Source organism: Bacillus luti (genome assembly GCF_009739945.1).
In the GTDB taxonomy this organism is placed as follows: Bacteria; Bacillota; Bacilli; order Bacillales; family Bacillaceae_G; genus Bacillus_A; species Bacillus_A luti.
This window is the reverse complement of the sequence record NZ_CP040336.1, coordinates 1,622,037-1,645,709: the sequence shown is the minus strand read 5'-3', so window position 1 is coordinate 1,645,709 and position 23,673 is coordinate 1,622,037. Positions and strand designations below refer to the sequence as shown.

Annotated in this window: 22 protein-coding genes; 7 read left to right on the top strand and 15 right to left on the bottom strand. The window is 37.8% G+C overall.

The features are described from left to right. Positions 1-20 precede the first annotated feature (20 nt). A complete protein-coding gene (locus EUC40_RS08510; protein WP_156574402.1) occupies positions 21-1,292 on the bottom strand; it encodes a methionine gamma-lyase family protein in 1,272 nt (423 codons plus the stop codon). Continuing rightward, positions 1,285-2,559, bottom strand: a complete 1,275-nt coding sequence (hflX, locus tag EUC40_RS08505; RefSeq protein ID WP_156576922.1) for a GTPase HflX — start codon at positions 2,557-2,559, stop codon at positions 1,285-1,287. The genes EUC40_RS08510 and hflX overlap by 8 nt, the downstream gene beginning before the upstream one ends. 92 nt (positions 2,560-2,651) lie before the next feature. Between hflX and EUC40_RS08500 the strand changes: the two genes are divergently transcribed. Further along, on the top strand, positions 2,652-3,275 hold the full coding sequence (locus EUC40_RS08500; RefSeq protein ID WP_071709712.1) for a trimeric intracellular cation channel family protein: 624 nt from the start codon (positions 2,652-2,654) through the stop codon (positions 3,273-3,275). Positions 3,276-3,374: 99 nt separating this feature from the next. After that, on the top strand, positions 3,375-3,509 hold the full coding sequence (locus tag EUC40_RS27410; RefSeq protein WP_000181490.1) for a hypothetical protein: 135 nt from the start codon (positions 3,375-3,377) through the stop codon (positions 3,507-3,509). 34 nt (positions 3,510-3,543) lie between these two features. Here EUC40_RS27410 and spoVK read toward each other — a convergent pair whose 3' ends face one another. Next, complete coding sequence (gene spoVK / locus EUC40_RS08495) at positions 3,544-4,500, bottom strand: stage V sporulation protein K (protein WP_000438189.1); 957 nt, start codon at positions 4,498-4,500, stop codon at positions 3,544-3,546. A 265-nt stretch (positions 4,501-4,765) separates the two neighbouring features. On the opposite strand from spoVK, the gene EUC40_RS08490 reads away from it, so the two are divergent. Together EUC40_RS08490 and EUC40_RS08485 are read left to right on the top strand one after the other, a co-directional pair. Beyond that, a complete protein-coding gene (locus EUC40_RS08490; RefSeq protein WP_000450305.1) occupies positions 4,766-5,731 on the top strand; it encodes a tyrosine-type recombinase/integrase in 966 nt (321 codons plus the stop codon). Between the two features lie 113 nt (positions 5,732-5,844). Continuing rightward, complete coding sequence (locus EUC40_RS08485; RefSeq protein ID WP_156574400.1) at positions 5,845-8,820, top strand: Gly-Xaa-Xaa repeat protein; 2,976 nt, start codon at positions 5,845-5,847, stop codon at positions 8,818-8,820. Positions 8,821-8,900: 80 nt separating this feature from the next. Here EUC40_RS08485 and hfq read toward each other — a convergent pair whose 3' ends face one another. After that, positions 8,901-9,125 (bottom strand): RNA chaperone Hfq, encoded by a 225-nt coding sequence (gene hfq, locus EUC40_RS08480; protein ID WP_000813896.1) that lies wholly within the window; start codon positions 9,123-9,125, stop codon positions 8,901-8,903. Between the two features lie 21 nt (positions 9,126-9,146). After that, entirely contained in the window at positions 9,147-10,100 is a 954-nt protein-coding gene (gene miaA / locus EUC40_RS08475) for a tRNA (adenosine(37)-N6)-dimethylallyltransferase MiaA (protein WP_156574398.1), read from the bottom strand. A 181-nt stretch (positions 10,101-10,281) separates the two neighbouring features. Between miaA and EUC40_RS08470 the strand changes: the two genes are divergently transcribed. After that, a complete protein-coding gene (locus EUC40_RS08470) occupies positions 10,282-10,527 on the top strand; it encodes a hypothetical protein (RefSeq protein WP_000814413.1) in 246 nt (81 codons plus the stop codon). A gap of 99 nt (positions 10,528-10,626) precedes the next feature. Here EUC40_RS08470 and entD read toward each other — a convergent pair whose 3' ends face one another. From entD to EUC40_RS08430, 8 genes are all read right to left on the bottom strand, one after another. Beyond that, positions 10,627-11,562, bottom strand: coding sequence for a cell wall-binding protein EntD (entD, locus tag EUC40_RS08465; protein WP_156574396.1), 936 nt, complete (start codon positions 11,560-11,562; stop codon positions 10,627-10,629). Positions 11,563-11,910: 348 nt separating this feature from the next. Beyond that, positions 11,911-13,782, bottom strand: a complete 1,872-nt coding sequence (locus tag EUC40_RS08460) for a PTS fructose transporter subunit IIABC (RefSeq protein WP_156574394.1) — start codon at positions 13,780-13,782, stop codon at positions 11,911-11,913. 13 nt (positions 13,783-13,795) lie between these two features. Beyond that, positions 13,796-14,707, bottom strand: coding sequence for a 1-phosphofructokinase (gene pfkB, locus EUC40_RS08455; protein WP_156574392.1), 912 nt, complete (start codon positions 14,705-14,707; stop codon positions 13,796-13,798). Further along, on the bottom strand, positions 14,704-15,456 hold the full coding sequence (locus EUC40_RS08450; protein WP_071713299.1) for a DeoR/GlpR family DNA-binding transcription regulator: 753 nt from the start codon (positions 15,454-15,456) through the stop codon (positions 14,704-14,706). The genes pfkB and EUC40_RS08450 overlap by 4 nt, the downstream gene beginning before the upstream one ends. 158 nt (positions 15,457-15,614) lie before the next feature. After that, positions 15,615-16,778 (bottom strand): iron-containing alcohol dehydrogenase, encoded by a 1,164-nt coding sequence (locus tag EUC40_RS08445; RefSeq protein WP_156574390.1) that lies wholly within the window; start codon positions 16,776-16,778, stop codon positions 15,615-15,617. A gap of 117 nt (positions 16,779-16,895) precedes the next feature. Continuing rightward, the gene (locus EUC40_RS08440; protein WP_000228316.1) at positions 16,896-17,438 is read right to left on the bottom strand and encodes a DUF420 domain-containing protein; all 543 of its coding nucleotides are present in this window, start codon (positions 17,436-17,438) and stop codon (positions 16,896-16,898) included. A gap of 318 nt (positions 17,439-17,756) precedes the next feature. Then, a complete protein-coding gene (locus EUC40_RS08435) occupies positions 17,757-18,095 on the bottom strand; it encodes a hypothetical protein (protein ID WP_002019036.1) in 339 nt (112 codons plus the stop codon). A gap of 159 nt (positions 18,096-18,254) precedes the next feature. After that, positions 18,255-19,151, bottom strand: coding sequence for a metallophosphoesterase (locus tag EUC40_RS08430; protein WP_156574388.1), 897 nt, complete (start codon positions 19,149-19,151; stop codon positions 18,255-18,257). Positions 19,152-19,339: 188 nt separating this feature from the next. On the opposite strand from EUC40_RS08430, the gene EUC40_RS08425 reads away from it, so the two are divergent. Together EUC40_RS08425 and EUC40_RS08420 are read left to right on the top strand one after the other, a co-directional pair. After that, positions 19,340-20,155: a formate/nitrite transporter family protein gene (locus EUC40_RS08425; RefSeq protein WP_156574386.1), complete on the top strand. Its 816-nt coding sequence runs from the start codon at positions 19,340-19,342 to the stop codon at positions 20,153-20,155. A 141-nt stretch (positions 20,156-20,296) separates the two neighbouring features. Then, a complete protein-coding gene (locus EUC40_RS08420; RefSeq protein WP_001043902.1) occupies positions 20,297-20,569 on the top strand; it encodes an HU family DNA-binding protein in 273 nt (90 codons plus the stop codon). A 20-nt stretch (positions 20,570-20,589) separates the two neighbouring features. On the opposite strand, the gene EUC40_RS08415 is transcribed toward EUC40_RS08420, so the two are convergent. Next, entirely contained in the window at positions 20,590-21,069 is a 480-nt protein-coding gene (locus tag EUC40_RS08415) for a GNAT family N-acetyltransferase (RefSeq protein WP_156574384.1), read from the bottom strand. A 172-nt stretch (positions 21,070-21,241) separates the two neighbouring features. After that, positions 21,242-23,659 (bottom strand): heavy metal translocating P-type ATPase, encoded by a 2,418-nt coding sequence (locus EUC40_RS08410; protein WP_156574382.1) that lies wholly within the window; start codon positions 23,657-23,659, stop codon positions 21,242-21,244. Positions 23,660-23,673: the final 14 nt, after the last annotated feature.

Genomic DNA, 23,673 nt, shown 5'->3' with positions numbered 1-23,673 from the left:
TCAAAATCGACAGCTTCCCTTTAAGAAATTGTTAATAAATTCTTTTCCATTAACTCATCAATTGCAGAACAAATTGCAATTTTAACATGCGAATATGTTAATCCACCTTGCACATACGCAACATAAGGCGGTCGAATCGGGCCATCCGCAGACAATTCAATACTCGCACCTTGAATAAACGTTCCCGCAGCCATAATCACATCATCTTCATAACCCGGCATGTAGTTTGCATACGGAGTGAAGTGAGAATTAATCGGAGATGCATATTGAATCGCTTGACAGAACGCGATCATACGATCTTTATCATCAAATTGAACAGACTGAATTAAATCTGTTCTTGACGCATTCCAAGCTGGCGATGTATTCATCCCTAACTTTTCTAAAAATGCAGCTGTAAAAATCGCACCTTTCAGCGCTTGTCCCGCAACATGCGGTGCTAAGAAGAAACCTTGATACATTTCTTGCAAACTGTATAAAGATGCCCCAGCTTCCGCACCAATCCCTGGAGATGTCAAGCGATACGCACAAGCTTCAACATACTGTTCTTTCCCGACAATGTAACCACCAGTTTTAACGATTCCACCGCCTGGATTCTTAATAAGAGAACCGGCCATTAAGTCCGCACCAACATGACATGGCTCTTTTTCTTCAATAAACTCACCATAACAGTTGTCAACAAATACAACAACATCAGGTTTAATTTCTTTAACGAATGCAATCATCTCTTTGATTTGTGAAACAGTAAACGACGGACGAGTAGCATATCCTTTTGAACGCTGAATACCAATCATCTTCGTGTTACTATGAATCGCAGCTGCAACAGCTCCAAAATCAACAAGCCCATCCTCAGTTAGCGGAACTGCATTATAACCAATATTATATTCTTTAAATGAACCTACACCTTTTCCGCGCACACCAACAATTTCTTCTAATGTATCATACGGTTTCCCCGTAATGTACAACAATTCATCACCAGGACGTAAAATACCAAACAAAGCCGTAGAAATAGCATGCGTACCCGAAATAATTTGAGGACGCACAAGGCCAGCTTCAGCTCCAAATACATCAGCATACACTTTTTCTAACGTATCACGACCAATATCATCATATCCATAACCTGTCGTTGGAATAAAATGCGAATCACTAATTTTATGTTTACGAAAACTTTCTAATACACGAAATTGATTACTTTCGATTACTTCATCCGCACGCTTATGTACTTCAGTAATTTGACTTTCTACTTCTTTTACGATTGGAGCAATTTTTTCTCCATTTTTCAAACGATCAAACATTTTTATTTTCTCCTTCTTCCACTAAAAATCTCTTTAATTGCCCATTAAATGACGAATGAGCAAATATATATCCTGTACAATCATATACAAATTTATCTTCCAAAAACTCCATCTTCGTTAACAGTGTTTCCGTTTTTAATAGCGTTAACAACTTACCTTCACTCGGAGGAATTTCCGCTTGATAACGCCCCATTTCTTCTTTCATTTTCTTTTCTATCGCTTCTTTTATGTGTAATAAATCACTTTCTTCAAAAGCACTAGTCATTAAAAAGTCATTTTTCGGAAACGGGATAAAGTTTTGATGTAATTCATCTTTTTTATTATATAACGTAATAATAGGAATACGGTTAATTTCAAGGTCCGACAATAATTGTTTTACTGTCTGCTCATGACCTATATAATTAGGGTCTGCCGAATCAACTACATGTAAAATAACATCCGCTTCACCAGCTTCTTCTAATGTCGACCGAAAAGCAGCGATTAATGACGTAGGTAAATCTTGTATAAAACCAACCGTATCAGTCAAAAGTACGGTATAACCCGAAGGTAACGGCATCTTTCTTGTTGTCGGATCTAACGTCGCAAATAATAAGTTTTCTTCAAACGTATCAGCTTCCGTTAATCTATTAAACAATGTGGATTTCCCTGCATTTGTATACCCAATTAATGAAACTTGAAATACTTTATTATCTTTCCTTCTCTCACGATATCTTTTCCGATGTTCCACAACAACCGCAAGTTGTTTCTTTATTTCATCAATACGAGATCGAATGTGACGACGATCCGTCTCGAGCTTCGTCTCCCCAGGCCCTCTCGTACCAATACCACCACCAAGACGCGATAACGATAGACCTTGTCCCATAAGACGCGGCATTGTATATTGCAATTGAGCCAACTCCACTTGAAGTTTACCCTCTCTCGACTTCGCTCGTTGCGCAAAAATATCTAGTATGAGCTGCGTTCGATCAATTACTTTCGCCTCTAGTACTGAGGAGACATTCCGAATTTGACTCGGTGTTAACTCGTTATTAAATATTATTACATCTGGTTCTAACTCTTGAGTTAGCATCGTAAGTTCTTCTAACTTACCTTTTCCTATATAAGTCGCCGGATGAAATTTCGGGCGTTTTTGCGTTGTCGATACTAATACCTCTGCTCGAGCAGTTTTCGCCAGCGATGCAAGTTCTTTCATGGAATGCATAAATTTTTCATCATCATCTTGTGGCAATTGACACCCTACCAATATGACTTTTTCTTTTTCTTCCATCAAATATGTTCACTCATCCTTTTCGAAATTTAAACCTTCTAATATAATAGCAGAGGAAGCACATTTCATCTAGTTAGCGGGGGAGAAAATTCATGGCATGGGAGATTTTTAGCATCATAGGCACAATCGCTTTCGCACTAAGCGGAGCCATTGTTGCAATGGAAGAAGATTATGATATTTTCGGGGTGTATATTTTAGGAATGGCAACCGCATTTGGGGGAGGTGCCCTTCGTAATTTACTGATTGGTTATCCGATTGTGGCGTTTTGGCAACAAGACATGTTATTCCAAATCGCACTATTATCAATGACTATTATTTTTCTTTTTCCAAATAAATTAATTAGACATTGGAAGAAGTGGGAAAACATCACGGATGCTATTGGCTTGTCAGCATTCGCTGTACAAGGAGCATTATATGCCCAAAAATTAAATTTACCAATTAGCGCTACAATCGTAGCAGCTGTTTTAACTGGTATTGGCGGTGGTATCATCCGCGATCTTTTAGCCCGCAGAAAACCACTCGTCCTTCGAGCTGACGTATATGCATTCTGGACGATTCTAGCAGGTTTCTTAATCGGCGCTCAAATTATCGTTAGCGATTGGGCTCTATACACCTTATTCATTTTAATTGTTTGCTTCCGAATGATTTCTATTCATTACAAATGGCATTTACCGCACAGACGTATCGACACAAACGAACGCTCCATGCATAAATAGCAATCTAACCTCTTTACATAGCGTAAAGAGGTTTTTCTTTTCTAACGATTTTTTCTTCACATAATGTTTATACTAATCCTCAAAGTGAGGTGAATACAAATGACAAACCATGTTAATAAAGGCGCTCAAAAAAGTTCAGTAGACCAAATTGGACACGATCCTAATTCCGCTCACGAAAAAAGCGCAAAAATGGAACGTTTCCATAAATCTTATCGCGGAAAAACAAAAAAATAACAAACGAAATTGCATACAAAAATAGACGCACAGTTTATGTACTGTGCGTCTCCTCTTCCAACATTAAATCAATACTTGATATCCCAATTAAATCATGCTTATCATACGTATCTTCTTGTAACAAACGCATCGCTTGTGTACGAATCGATTTTTCAACAATATTCCGTACATATCGTCCATTACTAAACGATGTAATTTGCGACGAATACTTTACAGTGTGCAAATGATCCCTAAATTTCCACTCAGCTTCTTTCGATAATTGGTATTCACGTTCTTCGTACATCCTTTTCCCAATTTCCAATAACTGATTCACTGAGTAATCCGCAAACTCAATAATAAATGGAAAACGAGATTGTAATCCCGGATTCAATGACAGAAAATGATTCATCTCTCTTGAATATCCTGCCAAAATCAATACAAAACCATGTTGTTTATCTTCCATATGCTTTACAAGTGTATCAATTGCTTCCTTTCCAAAATCCTTCTCTCCCCCTCGTGCCAAAGAATACGCCTCATCTATAAACAAAATCCCCCCCATTGCTTTCTTTATTAAATCTCTTGTTTTTTGAGCCGTATGTCCGATGTACTCACCCACTAAATCCGCACGCTCTGCTTCAACTAAGTGCCCTTTTGATAGAATATTCATTTCAAACAACAACTTCCCTATCATTCTAGCTACAGTTGTCTTTCCTGTACCCGGATTTCCTTTAAACAACATATGAAGCACTTGCTTCTCTGACTTCAATCCCATCTCTTGTCTTTTTTTATTCACATAAATCCAAGCATATATTTCTTTTATTATCTTTTTTATATCATCCATCCCAACAAGCTTTCCCATCTCTTCTTCAATTCTCTGTAACATTTCATGTTTAGTAGTAGTTTCATTTGAAATTACCGTTTTCTTTTCCGATGCCGGTAAAGAAATTTTTTTCCGATGATTTAACACAATATTAATTTGATTATTATTTTTTTTACGCATCGATTGTTCCATTCAATCACCTCATTTTATCCCGTATTAACAGGCCGTAAAACTTCCACTTCAAACCCCAGCAAATGCGAGGAATTTCAGCGGGAGATAACTGTCCGTAAATACCCGATTGGTGAAGACTAATAATCAGTGGCAGGGGGACAGAATCCCCATTGATTGAACCTTCACTTTATCCACTCACCAAATATTATTATTCCTGTCCCCCTTGCAAATGCCTATTTTCAGAAAAGTTTGCTATAATAGAAGAAATAATTAAGGTGGTGGGACTATGGAGACAACGGAATTCCATGATACAATACAAGCCTTTTCCATTTTTTTATTGAATAAAGGCCGAAAACCTTCAACCATTAAGCGTTATGTTTATGACATTGAAGATTTCGGACATTGGTTAGAAAAAAACAAAAAGCTCCCTTCCAGTAATATATGGGCTACACTTTGTACAAAAGACTATGAAGATTACTTTTCCGACTTAAAAAAGAATCGACATTACTCAGAGAAAACAATGCATCGTGTATTTATTGTATTAAATAGAATGCATCACTTTCTAAATATTCCTAATCCATTAAAGAATATGGAAATTTCTATTCAACCAGATCGTACACTACGTAACGAAGATTTCATTTCATCTGATGAAGAAAAAAAATTAAAACACATAGTCACTTCACTGGAAGGACTTTCAGAAAAACAGCGCCCTGTGCGTCCTTTATTGATGGATCGTAATATCACTATTTTAACCTTATTAATCGACTACGGTTTATCCTTACAAGAACTTACAGCGTTAACTATGCATCACGTTCACTTTGAAACTAACACATTAACTATTCCCGCAAACGCAGGGGTAGAAAGAACAATTACCCTAACGAAAGAAGACAAAAAACAACTATATACTTATTACAAAAGCATCCCTGAACCAGTTCGCCCTAAGTATCATAGCGATGATCCATTGTTTGTCGCATTCGATTTTAACCGTGGAACATACAGGTGGGTATATGAAAATGATGCACCAAAAGGGTTAACAGAAATCGCAATTCAAAAGATGATTCGACTCGAAGTTGCTAGAGCGAATTTGCGGAAAGGCATCTCCGGACAACATTTCCGAAACACCTTTATTTTACGTCTAATAAATAAACAAACTCCAGAATCGGAGATCATCAAATTAGCTGGCTTCAAATCAAAAATCTCACTAAAACGATATTATCAATTCGCAGAAAATAGAAAAAACGCCTTAATTTAAGGCGTTTTTTCTATTTTTTCTTTAAACAAACGATTTTACTATGACCATTTAACTAATTTTTGCATCTACTATGATGAGTTTCGTTCATATTCTCATTAGAAAGGAGAGATTTAATGTCTCGTTATAACGACAGTCAAAACAAATTCTCCAAACCATGCTTTCCAAGTAGCGCCGGACGAATCCCTAACATCCCATCCATCCCAATTTCTAAAGCACAACTTAGAACATTTCGCGCAATTATTACTGATTTAACAAAAATAATCCCAAAACTTTTTGCAGATCCATCTCCAAAAAATATTGAAGATCTAATCGATACTTTGAACCTACTAAGCAAATTCATTTGTTCACTAGACGCTACTTCCTCCCTGAAAGCACAAGGGTTAGCTATTATTAAAAATTTAATAACTATATTAAGAAATCCAACTTTCGTAGCAAGTGCTGTATTTATTGAGCTTCAAAATTTGATTAATTATTTACTATACATTACAAAGCTATTTCGAATTGATCCTTGCACACTTCAAGAGCTTCTTAAATTAATTGCAGAGTTACAAACCGCTCTAGTCAATGCCGCTTCGTTCATTCAAGGCGCTACCGGACCTACCGGGCCGGCAGGTGCCACTGGACCTCAAGGGAACACTGGGGCCCAAGGTAACACTGGGGCCCAAGGACCTCAAGGGAACACGGGCGCTCAAGGACCGGCGGGTGCTACTGGTGCCCAAGGACCTCAAGGGAACACAGGTGCTCAAGGACCGGCGGGTGCTACTGGACCTCAAGGTGTTCAGGGTAATACTGGCGCTCAAGGACCAGCAGGTGCTACTGGATCCCAAGGACCTCAAGGGAACACGGGCGCTCAAGGACCGGCGGGTGCTACTGGATCTCAAGGGCCTCAAGGGAACACGGGTGCTCAAGGACCAGCAGGTGCTACTGGTGCCCAAGGACCTCAAGGGAACACGGGCGCTCAAGGACCGGCGGGTGCTACTGGTGCCCAAGGACCTCAAGGGAACACAGGTGCTCAAGGACCAGCAGGTGCTACCGGTGCACAAGGACCTCAGGGACCTCAAGGGAATACTGGCGCTCAAGGACCTCAAGGGAACACGGGCGCTCAAGGACCGGCGGGTGCTACTGGTGCTCAAGGACCTCAAGGGAACACGGGTGCCCAAGGACCAGCAGGTGCTACTGGTGCCCAAGGACCTCAGGGACCTCAAGGGAACACAGGTGCTCAAGGACCAGCAGGTGCTACTGGTGCCCAAGGACCTCAAGGGAACACGGGTGCCCAAGGACCAGCAGGTGCTACTGGTGCTCAAGGACCTCAAGGGAACACGGGCACTCAAGGACCGGCGGGTGCTACTGGTGCTCAAGGACCTCAAGGGAACACGGGTGCCCAAGGACCAGCAGGTGCTACTGGTGCCCAAGGACCTCAGGGACCTCAAGGGAACACAGGTGCTCAAGGACCAGCAGGTGCTACTGGTGCTCAAGGACCTCAAGGGAATACTGGTGCCCAAGGACCAGCAGGTGCTACTGGTGCCCAAGGACCTCAAGGGAACACAGGCACTCAAGGACCAGCAGGTGCTACTGGTGCCCAAGGACCTCAAGGGAACACAGGCCCTCAAGGACCTCAAGGGAACACGGGTGCTCAAGGACCTCAAGGGAACACAGGCCCTCAAGGACCAGCAGGTGCTACCGGTGCCCAAGGACCTCAAGGGAATACAGGTGCTCAAGGACCAGCGGGTGCTACTGGCGCTCAAGGACCTCAAGGGAACACGGGTGCTCAAGGACCAGCAGGTGCTACCGGTGCCCAAGGACCTCAAGGGAACACGGGTGCCCAAGGACCAGCAGGTGCTACCGGTGCCCAAGGACCTCAAGGGAACACGGGCGCTCAAGGACCGGCGGGTGCTACTGGTGCCCAAGGACCTCAAGGGCCTCAAGGCAACACTGGCGCTCAGGGACCTACTGGTATCGGTACGACCGGACCTACTGGACCTCAAGGACCGGCAGGTGGCGCTACTGGTGCTACTGGACCTCAAGGGCCTCAAGGTAATACTGGTGCCCAAGGACCTCAGGGACCTCAAGGGAACACAGGTGCTCAAGGACCAGCAGGTGCTACTGGTGCTCAAGGACCTCAAGGGAACACGGGTGCCCAAGGACCAGCAGGTGCTACTGGTGCTCAAGGACCTCAAGGGAATACTGGTGCCCAAGGACCTCAAGGGAACACAGGTGCTCAAGGACCAGCAGGTGCTACTGGTGCCCAAGGACCTCAAGGGCCTCAAGGGAATACTGGTGCCCAAGGACCTCAGGGACCTCAAGGGAACACAGGTGCTCAAGGACCAGCAGGTGCTACTGGTGCTCAAGGACCTCAAGGGAATACCGGCGCTCAAGGACCAGCAGGTGCTACCGGTGCCCAAGGACCTCAGGGACCTCAAGGGAATACTGGCGCTCAAGGACCAGCAGGTGCTACCGGTGCCCAAGGACCTCAGGGACCTCAAGGGAATACTGGCGCTCAAGGACCAGCAGGTGCTACCGGTGCCCAAGGACCTCAGGGACCTCAAGGGAATACTGGCGCTCAAGGACCAGCAGGTGCTACCGGTGCCCAAGGACCTCAGGGACCTCAAGGGAATACTGGCGCTCAAGGACCGGCAGGTGCTACCGGCGCTACTGGCATTGGAGTTACAGGACCTACCGGACCTACTGGATCTAGCTTCCCAGTAGCGACAATCGTTGTAACAAACAACATTCGACAAACAGTATTACAATTTAATAACTTTATTTTCAGTACTGCAATTAACGTAAACAATATTATCTTTAATGGCACAGATACCGTTACAGTTATCAACGGTGGTATTTATGTAATTAGCGTATCTATTTCTACAACTGCGCCAGGATGCGCTCCTCTTGGAGTAGGCATTTCAATTAATGGAGCAGTCGCAACTGATAACTTCTCTTCAAATTTAATAGGCGACTCACTTTCATTTACTACAATCGAAACGTTAAGAGCTGGTGCAAACATTTCTGTCCAATCTACTCTTAACGAGATTACAATCCCTGCAACAGGAAACACTAACATTCGTCTAACTGTATTTAGAATTGCTTAAACTTCACTATTTATTATTTATGACAAATAAAAAAAGAGCGAAAAACTCGCTCTTTTTTTGTTATGTACACTAATTCATTACTACTCTAATTCAATTGAAACATTTTTTTGAGGTACAAATGTAGAAATTGCATGTTTATAAATAAGCTGTTGCTTACCTTCTGTCTCCAGTAGGACTGTAAAATTATCAAATCCTTTAATTAATCCACGAAGCTGGAAACCGTTTAATAAGTACAGCGTAACAAACGTATTCTCTTTACGGAGTTGATTTAAAAACTGATCTTGAATATTGATAGATTGCTTCATGTCGAATCCTCCTCTTTTTCTCTACTTACTATTATTCGACTTTAATTGTAACTTTCCTTCTATGTATCGTAAAATTTCTGACGCTTTTTCACCATCTGTAACATCAAACCACGTGACATCCATTTTATTACGGAACCATGTTAATTGACGTTTTGCATAACGGCGTGAATTCGTCTTTAATTGTGATACCGCTTCTTCTAAAGAAACACGATTCTCAAAATAATCATAGATTTCTTTATATCCAATGGCTTGAATAGATTGACAATCTCGTACTCCTCTATTATACAGCCCTTCTACTTCCTCTAACAAACCTTGTTCCATCATCAAATCAACTCGTAAGTTAATGCGATCGTATAGCATTGCTCGATCCATTGTCAAGCCAATTAATGACACATCATACAGCAACTCTTTTTCTTGTTTCTCAATTTGTTCACTCATTTTTTCGCCCGTCGTGTGAAAAATTTCTAACGCGCGGATAACACGTCGTACATTATTTGCATGAATACGTTCCGCACTTTCCGGATCTACTTCTTGCAACTTTTTATGTACATATTCTACACCACGTTCTAAAGCTAACTTTTCCATTTGTTCTCGGTATATCACATCACCAGCATCATCTGTAAACTGATAATCGAATAAAACAGATTGTATATAAAGACCGGTTCCACCAACTATAATTGGTAATTTACCACGCTCTGTAATCTCTCGAATATGCTTACGAACACGTTCTTGAAATTCTGCGACGGAAAATGAATCTTCCGGATCTTTTATATCGACCATATAATGTGGAATTCCATCCATCTCTTCTTTCGTCACCTTTGCAGTTCCAATATCCATTGTACGATAAATTTGCATGGAATCACCACTAATAACTTCACCGTTCAACGCTTTTGCAAGATCGATACTTAACTTCGTCTTCCCAACAGCCGTTGGTCCAATGATGACAGCAACTTTTTCACGTTGCACTTCTCCCATATCATTCAACTCTCTTTATGTAATGTACTCCATCTATTGATTATACCCAATCTTAACAATTTTAACGGCATTATTGCAAGTTCTTTCAATTCGGTACATGAAATTTCAAATAAAAAAAGAACATAGTTTGTCCAAATCTGCATATACATGATAAAAATCGTTCGGAGAGGATGCGTTGACTATGAAACAATCCACTATCAATTTTGCAGCATTAACAAATGACCTCATTTTGGCTACCGCTACAAAAGAACAAAATTGTTCACAAGAAGAATTATACTTCGCCTTAAATTGTTTACTACGTTCCTTTTATTCTACTCTTCAAGAGACAACCTTACATGCGGAAAATGCACATACAGAGTATATGCAAACTCAATTTTGCAGCGCATATAAAATTATTACAGGTAAAACAATTTATCCATTTCAATAATCATTTTTGAGACGAAAGTGTTCTATCACACACAAAATAATAAAAAGCGGTTGCTTACATATTTTCGAGCAACCGCTTTTTTACATTAATAAAGGTAAACTATTGTATAACTTTCACTTTTACAGATTTACGTCCCCAACTATCGGCACTACCATCCGAACCAACTAATACATCAATACGGTTTCCTTTAATCGCACCACCAGTATCTCCAGCAATCGCTTCTCCATATCCTTCCACCCATACTTTCGATCCAAGTGGAATTACCTTCGGATCAACAGCGATTACTTTCATATTTGGGTTCGCCGTTAAATCATGCCCCATTGCAGTTAGTACACGACCACCATACGTACCATTCTCACTTGGATTTGCTGTATACGCTGTCGCTTCTACTGTTATTTCACGACCACCACCTGCAGGCGCACTAGTTTCAGTAGATTTTGCCACTGGTTTTGCAACTGGCTTTGCTTTTTCTACAGGTTTACTTGATTCTACACTCTTAACGGATTCTTTATTCTTAACTGCTGTATTATTTTTAACCGACGTATTTACTCTAGCCGGTGCTTCTTCTTGCGTTACAACTACTTTCTTTTCAATCAAAGGTGCCGTTCCTGTTAAAAATGGCACATGAACATATCCCACTTTTCCATTGTAGTCGAATTGTAACCATTCATTTTGAACTTGATTTGTCGTTTCAATCACATCATCTTTATTAAGTTTACCAAGAACTTCAGAGCCAGTATTCGCTCCAGCACGAACATTTAATACGCTCGCCGTTACATAATATGTACTTTTTGTAAATTCAGCACTTACAAATGCTTCTTTACCATCTAACTTAATTTTCGTCCATCCATTTTCTGTATTTATCACATCTAATTTATTTCCACTTAACATTTTACCTACAAGTTTTGACTCTACAGTTGGGTTTTCTCTAACATTTAATACATCTGTTGTTACAATCGTTTCTGCTTTCGCAGAACCCGCAAAAATCCCAAGACCAAAAACTGCTGCTGTTGCTATACCTAATAATTTTTTCATGAATAGCCTCCATTTGCTTTGTTTTCGTATTTTTATTATAGCAACAGATTTTTAGGATTTTTAGAAATCACACAATTACAAACCATTCGTAATATACGATTAATGAGTTGTAACATAAATTTCCATATTAATAAATTCCATTTCCAATAGAATCCCCAATAGTTTTCATATATTTTCCACATACGAGTACCAGAATTTTTTTCCAAAAAAAATTACAGTATTACTTTTTTGTTACAAAAAATTCACATTTCATTACATCTTTTACCAAAATTCATCATTCTTCAATTAATAACCTACTTTTTTGTAATAAAAAAGAGCAGCTAATAGCAGCTACTCCCTTTCCATTTGTTATTTGATTTTCTTTTTCCAAATCCCCATCATAAGAGCTGAAACAACTGTCCCTATTAATATAGAGAAAATATATAGTAATGGTTTATTTACTAATGCGATAACAAACAATCCACCATGTGGTGCTGGTAATGTAATTTGGAATAGCATTGATAATGCACCCGCAATACTTGAACCAACAACACAACTTACTATTACTCGAACAGGATCTGCTGCCGCAAATGGAATCGCACCTTCTGTAATAAACGACGCTCCCATAATATAATTCGTTAAACCAGATTTACGTTCTGCCTCAGTAAACTTTGATTTAAAGAAGGTAGTTGCGAATGCAATTGCTAATGGTGGTACCATACCACCAGCCATAACTGCTGAGTGAACACCAAAGTTCCCTGCTGAGATTGCAGCGATACCAAATGTAAATGCTGCTTTATTAATTGGCCCACCCATATCAATTGCCATCATACCACCTAAAATTAAACCTAATAGTATAGCATTTGTACCACCTAAACTATTTAACCAACTCGTTAACATTTCGTTTAACGCAACTACAGGTGGATTAACTACTTTTAACATGATAACACCTGTAATTAATAACCCCAATACTGGGTAAAGCAAGACTGGTTTAATCCCTTCTAACTGCGCTGGTAAACTAGAAAATAACTTTTTCAACCCAACAACAACATACCCCGCTAAGAAACCAGCAATTAATCCACCTAAAAAGCCAGCATTTGCTTGCGCCGCCAAAAATCCTCCAACAACACCAGGCATAAAACCAGGTCGATCAGCAATAGAACTTGCAATAAATCCAGCTAAAATTGGTACAAGGAATAAAAAGGCTCCTTTTTCTCCACCACCAATGGTCATTAACATTTCAGCAATAGGACCTTCCGCCTTAATTCCACCGAACATAAATGCTAATGCGATTAAAATTCCTCCACCAACAACGAATGGAAGCATATTACTTACACCGCTCATTAAATGCTTATAAATTCCTAACCCTTTTTCTTTCTCTGCACTTTCTGCCTTACCATCTTCTTTTATTCCTTTAAAGATTGGTGCATCTTGTTTTACAGCTCGATTAAGAAGCGTTTCCGTTTTTCTAATCCCGTCAGCGACTGGCACTTGAATAACATGTTTCCCAGCAAAACGGTTCATTTCTACTTGTTTATCTGCCGCAACAATTATAGCCGTTGCGCGTTCAATATCCTCTTTTGTTAAACCGTTTTTTATACCTGTTGATCCATTTGTTTCAACTTTAATTGCTATTCCTAACTCTGCCGCTTTTGCTTTTAAGCTATCCGCAGCCATATATGTGTGAGCGATTCCAGTTGGGCAAGCCGTAACAGCTAATACGTATGGTTCATTTCCTTCTGGTTTTGCAACCTCAATGCCAGCTTCTTCTTCTTCTTCTTCTTTTTCATTTTCTTTTTCATCAAATAAACGAAGAAGTTCCTCTTCATCCTTTACTTCTAATAATTGCTTACGAAACCCTTCATCCATTAATAGTGTAGATAGGCGTGATAGCGTTTCTAAATGAGTATTATTCGCCCCTTCACTCGCAGCAATCATAAAGAATAAATGTGCAGGCTGTCCGTCAAGTGATTCATAGTTGATACCGCTTACACTTCTACCAAAACAAATCGCTGGTTGCTTAACAGCTTTTGTTTTCGCATGAGGTATTGCAATCCCTTCACCAATGCCTGTTGTACTTTGTGACTCCCGCTTTAAAATAGCTTCTTTAAATTCGGCTTTACTATTTAAACGATTTGCCCCGTTTAATTTCTCAACTAATTCATCTATGACAGCTTCTTTATTTGAAGCTGTCAAATTCATAATGACTGTATCCCTTTTTAATAGCTCTGTAATTTTCATATGTTGCTTCCCCCTATCGCTTAGTTACAATTACTTGCGACAATAATTCTTCTACTTTTTCCTTTGCACATAAATCAGCTGAAAATGCTGTTGCACTCCCTGTTGCAACACCATATTGAAATGCCTTTTCAATATCTTTCGTCTGTTCATATTTACCTACAAACCCTGCAACGAGAGAATCTCCAGCCCCAACCGAATTAATTACAACACCTTTTGGAACAGTTGCTTCATATATACCTTCTGCCGTAAATAATAAAGCTCCCTCGCCTGCCATTGATACGATAACGTGCTCTACACCTTGTTCAATTAATTTTTTTCCATGCGGTAAAATAGCTTCTACTGTTGAAACCTCTACTCCAAATAACTCACCAAGTTCATGATGATTAGGCTTTATTAAAAACGGCTTATTTTTAATTACATGCTGCAGTGCACTTCCGCTCGCATCTACTACTACGCGAATACCTTTTTCAGCTCCGAACGCTGCAATCGATTCATAAAAAGTCGTTGGGATAGATGCCGGTACACTTCCAGCTAGTACGACACAATCTCCTTGCTTCATACTTTCAATTTGTTTCATTAATGTTTCAAATTGCTCATTTGTCACACTAGGGCCTTGCCCATTTAACTCTGTTTCTTCTTGCCCTTTTATTTTCACATTAATTCGTGAATCTTCGTCTACTTGTACGAAGTTTGTTGTCACACCTTCCTCATGTAATACATCTTTAATAAATCGACCGGTAAATCCACCAGTAAATCCAAGCGCTACATTTTCAACACCTAAACGATGAAGAACGCGAGAAACATTAATACCTTTTCCTCCAGGAAACTTCATATCTTTCTCCGCACGATTTACTGTTCCTAAATCGAAAGAATCAACTTGTACTACATAATCAATAGATGGGTTTAAAGTAACTGTATAGATCATTGTTTATCAGCCTCAATTACATTGGTTTGTCTTTTATATTTTTCTAGATCAATCTCTAAATAGTTTGTAATAATATTTGCCTCTTCAACATTGGCAATTTTCGCAAACGCAACTTCCGAAAACTTACTTTCATCAATTAAGAAATATCCTTCGTTTGCTAACGTTAATGCCATTTGTTTCAAAAGTGCCTCTTCTGGATCTGGCGTTGTAAAACCAAGTTGTTCATGTACACCGTTCGCTCCTAAAAAACATTTATCAAAACGGTACTTCTGCATACTTTCCTGTGCCATCGCACCAATTAAAGCTTTCGTCCTACTCTTCATCATTCCGCCAAGTAAATATGCACGAATATTATTTTCAACTAAAGCTTCAATATGCATAAGTCCATTTGTAACGACAGTAACATCTTTATTTATTAAAAATGGAATCATTTCAAATGTTGTACTTCCTGCATCTAAATAAATGCAATCACCTTGTTCAACGATACTAGCGGCATACTTCGCAATTTGTTGTTTTATTTGAATGTTTTTGGATGATTTTTCAACCATCGTTGGCTCCTGTCCTTTTCCTGTTAAAACAGCAGCACCACCGTGAACTCTTTTTAATAACCTTTGTTTTTCCAATTGTGCTAAATCACGACGAATTGTCGACTCAGAGCTTTCTGTTCTTTCCACTAATTGTTGTAATTTAATAACTTTCTGCTCTTTTACAAGTTGCAATATCATTTGATGACGTTCAGGAGTTAACATTTTATTCACCTCTTCTTTGATTACAGTATAATGAAAACGATCACGAAAATCAACCAAAAACATTCACAAATAATCAAAATCAACCACAAACAATTATAAACAACAAAAAAGAAACCCATTTGATATAACAATCAAATGGGTTTCTTTTCTTGATTCACTTATAAAGAAGCTTTATATATACTTAAAACATCGTCTTTATTTAATTTTTTAAAGTTACCAAATTCACCATAAGCCATCGCTTTATCCGCCATTAAGTTAATCTCACTTTCCCCAATACCGTAATCAGCTAAAGTTACTGGCGCTTCAATTGAAGTCCAAAATTGACGTAACGCCTCAATTCCTTCTAATGCCACCTCTTTATCTGTTTTACCGTCTGTTTCTACATTAAACACACGAATAGCGAACTGTTTAAAACGACTTACATTTTCATCTACAACCTGCTTCATCCAGTTCGGGAATAAAATCGCAAGGCCACCCCCATGCGGTATATCATGAACAGCTGAAACTGCATGTTCAATATTATGAGTTGCCCAATCTCCTCTTACTCCCATCGCTAAAATACCATTTAACGCCATCGTGCCGCAATATAAAATGGTCTCTCTATACTCATAATTTTCTAGATCACTTAAAAGCTTTGGAGCGGTTTCTATTACTGTTTTTAAAACAGATTCACAATAACGATCTTGTAATTCCGTATTTGTTCCATGATGGAAATACTGTTCTAATACGTGTGACATAATATCTACCATACCGTAAATCGTTTGATCTCTCGGTACAGATGCAGTATGGACCGGATCTAAAATGGAAAACTGCGGGAAAGTAACAGGACTACCCCAACCATATTTTTCATTCGTTTCCCAGTTTGTAATTACAGAACCAGCATTCATTTCAGAACCTGTCGCTGCAAGAGTGAGTACAGTACCAAATGGTAACGCCTCACTAGCAAATGCTTTTTTTGTTACAATGTCCCATACATCACCATCATATTTACTACCAGCAGCAATCGCTTTTGTACAGTCGATTACACTTCCGCCACCAACCGCTAAAATAAATTCGACTCCATTGTCTTTACAAATTTGAATCCCTTTCTTTACTGTCGATAAACGAGGATTCGGCTCAACACCTGTTAACTCAAATACTTCCGCATTTATATCCTTTAAATTAGAAATGACATTATCATAAATACCATTCCTTTTAATGCTGCCTCCCCCGTATACGAGAAGAACTTTTTTACCGAACTGTGGAATTTCAGTTTTCAACTGTTCTAATTGACCTTTACCGAAAATAAGTTTCGTTGGATTACGAAATACAAAATTTTGCATATCCCTTTACCATCCCTTCTATATGAAAAGCAACTATACTTTTGTATAACATACTTTTTTCATTTCACAAAAATATTTGCCTAACAAAAAAATCTCAGCCTTTAAGGCTGAGATTTTTTATTGATAATAAGGTGAGATCATTAAGTAAACAATAACACCAGATAAACTTACATATAACCAAATCGGCATCGTCCAACGTACAATTTTGCGATGGCGTGTTAATTGGTTTGTAAAACCAAATACAAGTGCAAACAATGCAAGTGGTACAATAATTGCTGCTAAGATAATATGTGTAATTAAAATGATGAAATACACATATTTAATAAATCCTTCTCCGCCAAAATGTGTTGCTGGCGCCAAGTAATGATACGATAAATAAGAAACACAAAATAGCAACGTTGTTGTAAATGCTGCGAGGATAAAACCACGGTGCATTTTCACATTCTTCTTAATAATAGAGTATAAAGCTGCTAATAAGAATACGAACGTAAAGCTATTAAAAATTGCATTTAACATTGGTAAAATTGTTACATCAAAATGTACTTCTCCTTCATAGCCAACAGGTCCAAAGAATAAAAATAAAATAATCGCATTTACAATTACAGAAAGCGTTATCACAATAGGAGCATAGCTTTTCTGATTTGTTGATTGATCCACCAAAATGGTCACTCCCTCTTCCTTCAAATATGTATACGTAACCTCACTATTTTAACATATTATTCACAGTGTAAATGTGACAATAGTTTGACACAGCAAGACAAGACAAAGAAAAAAATCCTTCTTAATAAAACTTCTTAAGAAGGATTTTATCGTTTTATTATTTAAATAGCAATGTAATTAGTTTTTGTTAAAAAACGTGCTGCTATATGCTTGAAAAATTTCAGACACTTGATATCCCATTAATGAAATTGCTGTTAATGAAAAGAAACCAATCATAAGAAATCGAAACCACATATAAATCTCCTCCTTGTATTTAGCTTAAAAAGCATTCGCTATATTACAAGTTGAGTGGCACTCTTCATCATCACTTTCTTTTTTCTTTACAATTGCTGTTATAAATCGAATCATAAAGAAGATAACAAAAGGAATTTGTTCGTAATTTATATTGGCATAGTGTAGCAACGGCTCGCGTTGCAAATCGAACGGAGATGAGAAGGAATAGAACATACCTTGCTCTTCCACATATACGATTACAATTTTCATGCAAAATACTATTCCTAGAAATGAAACAATATCTTGCCATTCTGTCGTATATAACAGGTTATACAGCTCTAATACGTACTCTTCCATCATCATCCCCCCTTCCTTTTTTACCATTTTGCTCGCCTTCGTATAAAAAGTCAAGAAAAAAGTTTATATTCACTATGACAATAGTAATTACTCTTTTCTTTATTTGTATATGAATCTTTTCTAGCAATGATTGGATTGGGTTTCCTTCTCAAAAAATAAAATTACTATCGTACAAATTCTTCATTACTAATTATTATTTTTCTTCAACACAAATACTGAAATCTCAGGTACACTCCAAAATCTAACAGGCATTCGGGTTGTCCCAATACCACGGTTTACATATAAATATAACGGCTTATTCTTCCCCTCTAATTCATACATTCCTTCAACATAGCTCTCAGCTAATTTTGTAGTGATTAATGGACCTACAAAAGGAATTTGAACTTGTCCTCCGTGACTATGTCCTGACATTTGAAAATCAACTGGGTAACGTGCTACTTTGTCTACAACATCTGGTTCATGTACTAATAGCATATTGAAATCTTGTTGTTTTAAGTTTTTTAAAGTTGGGTCTATTTGTGGCTTTCCTAATAAAAAATCATCCAAACCTGATATTGTAATGTAGTTTCCATTGTCCGCTTTAATTTTTTGTACTTCATTTACTAACACCGAAAAACCAGCTTCCTCCATATATTTTTTATAAAACAAACTACCGCCGCCACCTCTATCATGATTTCCAAACACAGCATATTTACCAAGCGGCGCATGAATTTCCTTCAAAATCTTTTTCGCTTCTTCTCTTTCCTCATTATAAGTTCCAAACTTATCTATTAAATCTCCTGTAAAAACTACTATATCTGGATGTAACTCATTCATTTTTTCAACCAAACTATCTAATTGTTTCAATGAAAATTCTGGTCCTAAATGTACATCTGAAAATTGCACAATTTTCTTATTATTAAATTCTTTAGGAAGGTTAGAAGATTTCACTTCATTCCAAGTAACCGTTATTAATTTTCGTTCTATTTCGGTTGCATAGTAACACACGCCAACCGAAATCATTACCATACTTATAAAAACAGTAATGATAATTTTTCTAAAGTTTGATATGTTTTGTTCTTTCTTCATACGATGAGTATTCATGTTTTCACCTCTAGAAGTACTTTAAAGCCTTATTGTTACATTCATGTGACAACATGAACTGTTATTCATATCCAATTCTATCCCCTTCACTTTGACAAATTTATATAGAAGTCATAACATATTTTTATAATACATAGATTCTTTGGAAAGTTCTTTCTTTCCATCACAATATGACGGAGGGGTTATTCATGTCTGTATACACACCAGAAGAAATTACAGAACTTGCTGCTAATTCTGGAAGAAAAAAAGCTCATTTATCATTACTTCCTATGCTAATTCTCGGCTTTTTTGGTGGCGCTTTTATCGCATTAGGGTATTTACTCGATATTCATGTTATTGGAACGATGCCAAAATCTTGGGGATCATTTACTAGTTTCTTAGGTGCCTCTGTCTTTCCTATCGGTCTTATACTCGTTATTCTTGCAGGCGGCGAACTAGTAACTGGTAACATGATGACAGTTTCAATGGCTTGGCTTCAAAAGAAAATCACCTTATTCCGCTTACTACGTAATTTAGTTATTGTTACGTTTAGTAACTTTATAGGGGCTGTATTCGTTGCTTATTTCTTCGGTCATATCGTTGGATTAACGGAGGGAGTTTTTTTAGCTAAAACAATTTCTATTGCACAGGCTAAATTACAAGACACACCACTGCAAGCCTTCATTTCTGCAATTGGATGTAATTGGCTCGTTTGTTTAGCTGTTTGGCTTAGTATAGGAAGTAAAGAATTTACCGGAAAGATAATCGGTATTTGGTTCCCAGTTATGACTTTTGTCGCGATTGGATTTCAACACGTTGTAGCCAATATGTTTGTCATCCCAGCTGCAATTTTTGCTGGTCATTTAACTTGGGCTGAATATGTTCCAAATTTCATTTTTGTTTTCTTTGGAAATTTAGTAGGAGGTATGTTATTTGTAGCACTACCTTATTTCATATCTTATAATAAGAAACTATCTTCCTCTACAGAGAAGACGGAAATAAAGAATAAATCTATATCCGCTTAAATTGAATGTCTGTAAAGTCGAGCTAAAAAATATTACAAATTTCATTTTTTTCGCGAATATATGTACGTACACTTGTTCTCGAATGTTTTATACGTTATAATAACAACTTAAATAGCATTATTTACATATGAGGTGAAAAACATGAACAAAACAGAATTAATCAAAAACGTAGCACAAAATGCTGAGATTTCTCAAAAAGAAGCTACTGTAGTTTTACAAACTGTAGTAGAATCAATCACTAACACTTTAGCTGCTGGTGAAAAAGTACAACTTATCGGATTCGGTACATTCGAAGTTCGCGAAAGAGCTGCTCGTACAGGCCGTAACCCACAAACTGGTGAAGAAATGCAAATCGCAGCTTCTAAAGTACCTGCTTTCAAAGCTGGTAAAGAACTAAAAGAAGCTGTAAAATAATGAAAAAATAGCCTTCTCGTTTATGAGAAGGCTATTTTTTTCATTACATAATTAATAAAAATCTGACCATTATGCTGTTTCTTTTGTTCCTTTATGCAAATAAAACCTTTATTTTCAAAAAAAGGTTTTGCTGTAATACTCGCCTCTGTATAGATCTCCCTATGCCCTAGGTTCACTGCTTCTTGTTCCAACTTCTGTAGTATGTATGAAGCTACCCTTTTCCCTTGATAATCTTTATGTGTAAATAAACGATCTACATAATGAGCCTCATTATAATCCCCAAATCCTACTATCATACCGTTACGATCCGCTACATAACTAATATTCTTCTCTAAAGACTTTAACCAGCTTTCTCTATCTATTCGATCTGGCGCCCATGCCTGTAGTTGTAATTCGTTATAATCTTTTGCATTAATTGTATGAACTGTTTCATAGAACAACTGTAATACTTGTTCTAAATCCTCTTTATGAAATGTTCTAATAATCGTATCTTTTAACATAGTAGAGCCTCCTCACTAAACTATCATTTAACTTTTCTACCACCTACGATTCAATATTGCTGCTTTTGAAGTATCTTTTTTCTTTCTATATGAACAAAAAACAATACTTATTTCAAAGTATTGTTTTTCGTTTTAAAAGCATATGCAATTACTCTATAGATTTACATTTTTATTATTTTAATTTCACTCTTTGTAATCGTAATGCATTTAATACAACCGAAACAGAACTAAATGCCATCGCAGCTCCAGCTACCCAAGGTGCTAAGAAACCTAATGCCGCAATTGGTATTCCTAACGCGTTATAAGCTAATGCCCAGAATAAATTTTGCTTAATATTTCTTATCGTCATTTTACTCATAAAGATTGCATCAGCAATACTATTTAAGTCACCACGGATTAACGTAATATCTGCTGCTTCCATCGCTACATCCGTTCCTGTTCCAATTGCCATACCAATGTTCGCAGTAGCAAGAGCAGGAGCATCATTTATTCCATCTCCAACCATTGCTACTTTCTTACCTTGCGCTTGAAGTTTTTTCACTTCTTCTGCTTTTCCTTCTGGTAATACTTCTGCAATTACGTGATCAATACCAACTTGCTTAGCGATTGCCTGAGCAGTTTGTGTATTATCTCCTGTAATCATAACAACATCTAGACCCATTTTCTTAAGCCTTGCGATAGCTGCTTTTGAAGTATCTTTTACAGTATCTGCAACAGCCACTATACCAGCATATTCTTTATTAATCGCAATAAGCATTGCTGTTTTGCCTTCTCGTTCTAACTCTTCCATTGATTTAGAAACGTCTTCAATATCAATATTGAATTTCTTCATTAACCGGCGTGTACCAATTAATAATTGTTTCCCTTCTACGACTGATTCGATACCGAATCCAGGAATCGCTTCAAACGTTTCTGAACTTGGGATATCAATTTTCTTTTCTTTAATTCCTTCTACAATCGCTTCTGCAAGTGGGTGTTCAGAATTCTTTTCTGCCGCACCTACTAAACGTAGTATTTCTTCTTCGCGGAATCCATCTGCTACAATTACATCAGTTAACACTGGCTTCCCATTTGTCACAGTGCCTGTTTTATCTAAAATAACTGTATCTAATCGATGCGTTGCTTCTAAATGCTCCCCGCCTTTAAATAAAATACCATACTCAGCCGATCTTCCTGATCCAGCCATAATAGATGTAGGTGTTGCAAGACCTAATGCACATGGACATGCGATAACAAGTACTGCTATCATCTTCTCAAGTGCTCCTCCAAAATCACCAGGTGTAACAAATACCATCCACACAACAAATGTAATAATCGCAATTCCAACTACAACTGGTACGAAAATGCCAGAAATTTGATCAGCTACCCTTTGAATAGGCGCTTTTGATCCTTGAGCCTCTTCTACTACTTTAATAATTTGAGCTAATGCAGTATCTCTACCTACCTTAGTTGCCTTAACTTTTAAAAATCCATTTTTATTCATTGTGGAACCGATAACTATATCTCCAATTGTTTTATCAACTGGAATACTTTCACCAGTTAACATCGATTCATCAATCGCTGATTTTCCTTCTACAATCTCTCCATCTACCGGAATTTTTTCACCTGGTTTTACATAAACGATATCACCAGCGACCACTTCTTCGATTAAAATTTTTATTTCTGTTCCATCTCGTACAACAGTAGCAGTTTTCGCCTGTAATCCCATTAATTTTTTAATCGCTTCTGACGAGCGTCCCTTTGCTTTCGCCTCAAATAATTTACCTAAAATAATTAATGTAATAAGTACCGCACTCGTTTCAAAATACAAGTCTGTCATATGTTCCGAAGAACCAATAGATTGAATACTTAAATATACACTATAAAAATAAGCGGCCGACGTTCCAAGTGCCACGAGAACATCCATGTTGGCACTTTTATTACGTAACGCTTTATAAGCCCCAACATAAAACTGGCCTCCAATAATAAACTGTACTGGTGTTGCAAGTGCTAGTTGTACCCATGGGTTCATAAGCATATCTGGTAAATAAATAAAAGATGTAAATGAGAAATGGCTCACCATTGCCCACAGCAATGGGAATGATAAAATAAACGAAATAATAAACTTTTTCTTTTGTCGCTCAATTTCTTGTAAGCGATGATCAGTTGATGTATCTTGCTCATCTGATTTCGTTTCTAATTTATACCCTAACTTTGTAATTGTACTCTTCATTTCACTTACATTAATTTCATCTGGATTAAAGTCTACTGTTGCTGACTCTAAAGCGAAGTTAACTGTCGCTTTATTCACACCATCTAGCTTATTTAAACGCTTTTCAACTCTATTCGCACATGCTGCGCATGTCATTCCTGAAACTGTAAACTCAGCTTTATCACTTACGATACCATATCCTAACGATTCAACTTTCTCTTTAAATTGTTGCGGATTCGTTTTCGCTGGATCGTACATTATTTTTGTTTTTTCAAGTGCAAAATTTACATTTGCATCATGAACACCTTCTACTTTTTTCAGACCTTTTTCAATTCTATTTGCACATGCTGCACATGTCATTCCTGATATTTGAAGATTGGCCTCTTTTTGTTCATTCATATCTCTCACCTCTA